Source organism: Oleiphilus sp. HI0128 (assembly GCF_001635365.1).
Window position 1 is genome coordinate 1 of record NZ_LWGG01000762.1, and the last position, 4515, is coordinate 4515.

The 4515-nt window shown below is 45.5% G+C and carries 6 protein-coding genes; 4 read left to right on the forward strand and 2 right to left on the reverse strand.

Annotated elements, in window-relative coordinates:
- The 4 genes from A3763_RS10510 to A3763_RS10525 form a co-directional block, all read left to right on the forward strand.
- Nucleotides 1-697: aminotransferase class V-fold PLP-dependent enzyme (locus tag A3763_RS10510; protein ID WP_156495041.1), on the forward strand; the 697-nt coding region annotated here is incomplete at its 5' end.
- A gap of 22 nt (nucleotides 698-719) precedes the next feature.
- A complete protein-coding gene (locus A3763_RS10515) occupies nucleotides 720-1085 on the forward strand; it encodes an iron-sulfur cluster assembly accessory protein (protein WP_068513144.1) in 366 nt (121 codons plus the stop codon).
- A 3-nt stretch (nucleotides 1086-1088) separates the two neighbouring features.
- Nucleotides 1089-1613 carry a putative Fe-S cluster assembly protein SufT gene (gene sufT / locus A3763_RS10520; RefSeq protein ID WP_068513147.1) on the forward strand — a complete coding sequence of 175 codons (525 nt, stop codon included), beginning with the start codon at nucleotides 1089-1091 and terminating at the stop codon, nucleotides 1611-1613.
- A 191-nt stretch (nucleotides 1614-1804) separates the two neighbouring features.
- A complete protein-coding gene (locus A3763_RS10525) occupies nucleotides 1805-2263 on the forward strand; it encodes a SufE family protein (protein WP_068513150.1) in 459 nt (152 codons plus the stop codon).
- Between the two features lie 109 nt (nucleotides 2264-2372).
- Here A3763_RS10525 and A3763_RS10530 read toward each other — a convergent pair whose 3' ends face one another.
- Together A3763_RS10530 and A3763_RS10535 are read right to left on the reverse strand one after the other, a co-directional pair.
- Complete coding sequence (locus tag A3763_RS10530) at nucleotides 2373-3719, reverse strand: DUF3422 family protein (RefSeq protein ID WP_068513152.1); 1347 nt, start codon at nucleotides 3717-3719, stop codon at nucleotides 2373-2375.
- Between the two features lie 70 nt (nucleotides 3720-3789).
- On the reverse strand, nucleotides 3790-4515 hold a 726-nt coding region (locus A3763_RS10535; RefSeq protein ID WP_156495042.1), incomplete at its 5' end, for a response regulator.

Consider the following 4515-nt stretch of genomic DNA (forward strand, 5'->3'; position numbering starts at 1 on the left):
TGTCCTGGGCACGATTAACCCTGTTAAAGAAATCATTGAAAAAGCAAAGGCTGCCAATATCATCACCGTTATCGACGGTGCCCAGGCAGTGCCTCATTTCAAGGTCGACGTTCAGGCTTTAGACTGTGATTTTTATGCTTTATCCTCACACAAATTATTTGGCCCAACCGGTATCGGCGTGCTTTACGGCAAAGAAGCTCGCTTAGAAGCGCTTCCTCCTTATCAAGGTGGTGGCGAAATGATAGAGCGCGTTAGCTTTGAGAGGACTACCTTCAACCAGCTACCCTATAAATTTGAAGCCGGTACACCAGCGATATCCGAAGCCATTGGTTTAGCTGCAGCCATTGACTACATGGACTCTTTAGATAGAGAAGCGATCGAAACTCACGAACAAAAATTACTGGCACGTGCCCATGAATTAGCTGCAACGATACCCGGGCTAAGAATCATCGGCACAGCAAAAAACAAAGTACCCGTGATGTCCTTCCTGATTGAAGGATTACACCCTAGCGATATCGGCACCTTGCTCGACCAGCAAGGCATAGGCATCCGCACCGGACACCACTGCGCAATGCCGCTAATGGATCATCTTTCAATCCCCGGTACGGCTCGCGCATCCTTTGCTTTTTATAATACCGAACAAGAAGTCGAGCAGCTATTTGTTGCGCTAGAAAAAATTCAGCGCATGTTCGCTTGATACAGCATTAATAGGTACCATTATGTCTCTGGCAACATTTGATCCGAAAGTTGAAATCACTCTGAGTGAATCAGCAATTTCACATATATCCAAGCAGCTTGAAAAAGCACCTGATAAGAAAGGTTTGCGCCTATATCTTGAAACCAGTGGTTGCTCCGGTTTTATGTATGAAACCGATCTTTGCGAAGCACCTGAAACGGATGACCGAGTCTTTAATATTACCGACTCTCTGCAGCTATTTGTGCCTAACAAAGACTTACCCATGCTGAACGGCACCCAAATCGACTTTATCACGGTCGGCCTGAATTCAATGTTTCAATTTAAGAACCCTAATGTCACAGGCGAATGTGGCTGCGGTGAAAGTTTTTCAGTTACTGAAGAGTCTTAAGATATGGAAAGAGAAGTAGTTGTCACCAACCGTGAATGTGAAGCCCGGCTAGTACCCGCCGGTACTGAGATCATGGTTCCCAAGGGCTCTTTTGTCACCATTACCCAATCGCTTGGAGGCACTTATACGGTTGCAGTCAATGGTAACCTTGCACGCATTGAAGGCAAAGATGCTGATGCGCTAGGCAAAGAAGTGGCTGTATCCAGTTTTGAAACCCCCTCCGATGGCAGCGTTAGTAAAGACCAGGTATGGGAAGCCTTACGTGAATGCTATGACCCTGAAATTCCGGTTAATATGGTCGAGCTCGGTCTTATCTATGACTGCAAAGTTGTAGAAAATGAAGTCAAAATCAACATGACCCTCACTGCCCCTGGCTGCGGTATGGGGCCATCCATGATTGCCGATGTCGAGCGTAAAGTTGGCCAAGTACCGAACGTAGACAAAGTCAGCGTAGAGCTAGTATTCGACCCTCCCTGGAGTAACGACATGCTCACCGATGAAGCGAAATTAGAGTTGGGTATGTTGTAGGCCGCGGTTCAACCCGACAATCTCCGAGGCATACTCTAACTCACAACTAATACCAAGTTCCTGCATTGTCGGGCTAAAGCCCGACCTACATACAGCATGTTAACAGGGTAAAATCACCCCTTAAGAAAGCCTCGATCTGTATGATATAATCCCGCCCTCGGAATCATCGTTTATCACTTTAGGTCGTATTAATGAGTCAAGCTGCTAATCCAGACATGTTTAAAAACAACCCTTTTGGTACCGAAACTACGGATGCCGATATCCTTGAGGCTTTCGAATTTCTGGATGACTGGGAAGAACGTTACGCATATATCATCGACCTAGGTAAATCACTCCCGGCATTTCCTGAAGCAGAGAAGACTGAACTAAACCTGGTCCATGGCTGCCAAAGCCAAGTCTGGCTTGTTCACTACTTTGACGAAGCCAGCAACAAGCTTTTCTTTTTAATTGAGAGCGACGCCATTATCGTCAAAGGCCTTGCCTCTGTTGTACTGGCGACACTTAATGCACGCTCACCTGCCGAAATCGTCGCTAAAGATGTTGAAGCAATATTCAATGACATGGATCTGATGCGTCATATCAGCCCAACCCGAGGCAATGGCTTGCGCTCTATGCTTGAACGCATGAAGAATATCGCTGGAAATTTTTAGTTTTTAACGAACGTAAGCAGAGGGTTCCACCCCTTATATGGACTCTCCGTGCTAACCCGCCAGCGAGCCGTGGAAGGCTCTGCCTACGGTCTACTCGGTTAAGAGCCATTTAATTATTTCCCTTCAGTTTCTCATTTTCCTTATGTAGCTTGCGTTTCATTCGTCCCAAACCAAACATCACAAAACCAATAGCAAAAGGTACTGAAATACCGGTAACCAGCGTGCTGCTTTCGATTAAGCCGCCTGATTTTGCAGACTCTGCGACGTACTTCACCAAGCCAACCAGATAATAACTGATCGCTGCTACAGATAAGCCTTCAACAGCCTGTTGCATACGCAGCTGCAGCTTGCCACGGCGGTTCATGGACTGCAGTAAATTCTGGTTCTGCGATTCTATTGTGAGGTTCATGCGCGTTCGCAGTAATTCACTGGCTCTATCAATTCTGCGCGACAAGTCATCCAAATCTTTCTCTATGGTTTCACATGTTAAGTAAGCTGGCGTTAAACGACGACTTAGAAACTCACTCAGTGTCTGTAAGCCGCAAACCTCGCTTTCCTTTAACTCTTCGAGCCTGCTCATCGCTAAATGGTAGTATGCTTCAGTCGCTGAGAAGCGATAATTTGTTTCCGATATTGTCTGTTCAATCTGCGCAGATAAGTGGGTCAACGCTCCCATCAAACGACGTTCGTCATCAAGGTTTTTAATCTCAGTGATATTCTGAATGATCTCAGCCAGATTCAAGTTCATTAGATGAATATTCGGCCCTGTCTGCTTAGCAATCGGAAACGACAACAAAGCCATCATTCGATAGGTTTCCAACTCCAATATTCGACGCACCAAGCGGCCGGTCTGACAAGGATTCAAGCCCTTATTAACGATCAGAAAGCGCCCCATGGAGTCACTATGAATCCGGTACGCTGTCCAAACCTGTGCCTGTTTATCGCGAACGAAGCAACTTAGTAAGCGATGCCCCTCAAAATTATTACGCATGGCATCTACGGCGGATTGTGAGCTTTCATAATTATGAGATTGCTCTTCTTCTACCTCGACATGCAAACCACTAATCACCTTACCAGGAATCGCTTCCAACCACTCAGAAGGCAGTAATGAAAGCCCTGTCTTTTCAAAAGGTTGACTTTCTAACTGATGAATAAAGGTATAAGTTGAAAACTCGGTATGACGTTCCCAGCGAAACTCAAAACCACCGAAGTCTTGATAGTAGCAAGAAGCTTCTTCAGTCGGTGGATTAACACTATAGCGGGCACACAAGTTACATATATGCTGATATTCCCCTAAACGAAAGTCGACGCCAGTCTGCTCTACTTGATGCAGTACCGATAATTGAGAAACCCTGGCAGGAGAGGAAATAACCGGAAAGGGGCGCGTATGCAGCTCGTTAAACAGATGGTCACGCTGGTCGTAAAAGGTAATATTGTGTGGAACGCTCTGCCCCATAAAAAATCCCTGACTTATCTAAACATGCCAGAACTTTATCATATAGACACTAAGCGTATGTGGATTTATATCAATTTAAGGAGGGATTAGTACTGGCCAGCGCTTTGTTAAGTACACTTTGTAAATCTTCCAGGCGTAAGGGTTTTGCAAGAAAGTGCTCCATACCTGCCTCCAGACAGCCTTCCTGATCTTCCTCAAAAGCATTTGCCGTCAACGCAATCACCGGTTTGTCGTATCCAAGTTCACGTATTTGGCGAGTCGCGTCAAGACCGTTCATTATAGGCATACGTACGTCCATCAGGAGAATATCAAAATTATCGTCCTGTTTTATTCTATTCACCGCATCAAGACCGTCCCTTTCTACTTCGCAGTTAGAGATACCTAGTGAATTTAGTAATGCCTCGAGCATCACACAGTTCATTTCAACATCATCAACTATCAGCACCCGTACAGCAGAATAATCAACATCGTTCAGTGAATTGCTTGCGATATCCGGGTCTTGGTCTGTTTGTGGTTCTTCAACAAGCTCAACCGGCAGATAAACAGCCATTGTCGTACCCTTACCAAGCGAGCTATATACCTGTATATCTCCTTCCATTCGTTCAACAATACGACGAGTGATAGCCAGACCTAGACCCGTCCCCTCCATATGCTTTTGCGTATCATCACCCACCTGAACAAAATCCTGAAATAAACGTTTTTGGTTCTCTTCCGAAATACCATTTCCAGTATCACTCACCTGAATTTTCAACTGCCCATCACCTAGCATACTCATACTTAGCCCAATATGGCCTTG

Excerpts from the sequence above, each read along its gene's own strand:
- A3763_RS10530 (WP_068513152.1), bottom strand. The coding sequence starts at position 3,719 with ATGGGGCAGAGCGTTCCACACAATATTACCTTTTACGACCAGCGTGAC.
- sufT (WP_068513147.1), top strand. The coding sequence starts at position 1,089 with ATGGAAAGAGAAGTAGTTGTCACCAACCGTGAATGTGAAGCCCGGCTA.
- A3763_RS10525 (WP_068513150.1), top strand. The coding sequence starts at position 1,805 with ATGAGTCAAGCTGCTAATCCAGACATGTTTAAAAACAACCCTTTTGGT.
- A3763_RS10515 (WP_068513144.1), top strand. The coding sequence starts at position 720 with ATGTCTCTGGCAACATTTGATCCGAAAGTTGAAATCACTCTGAGTGAA.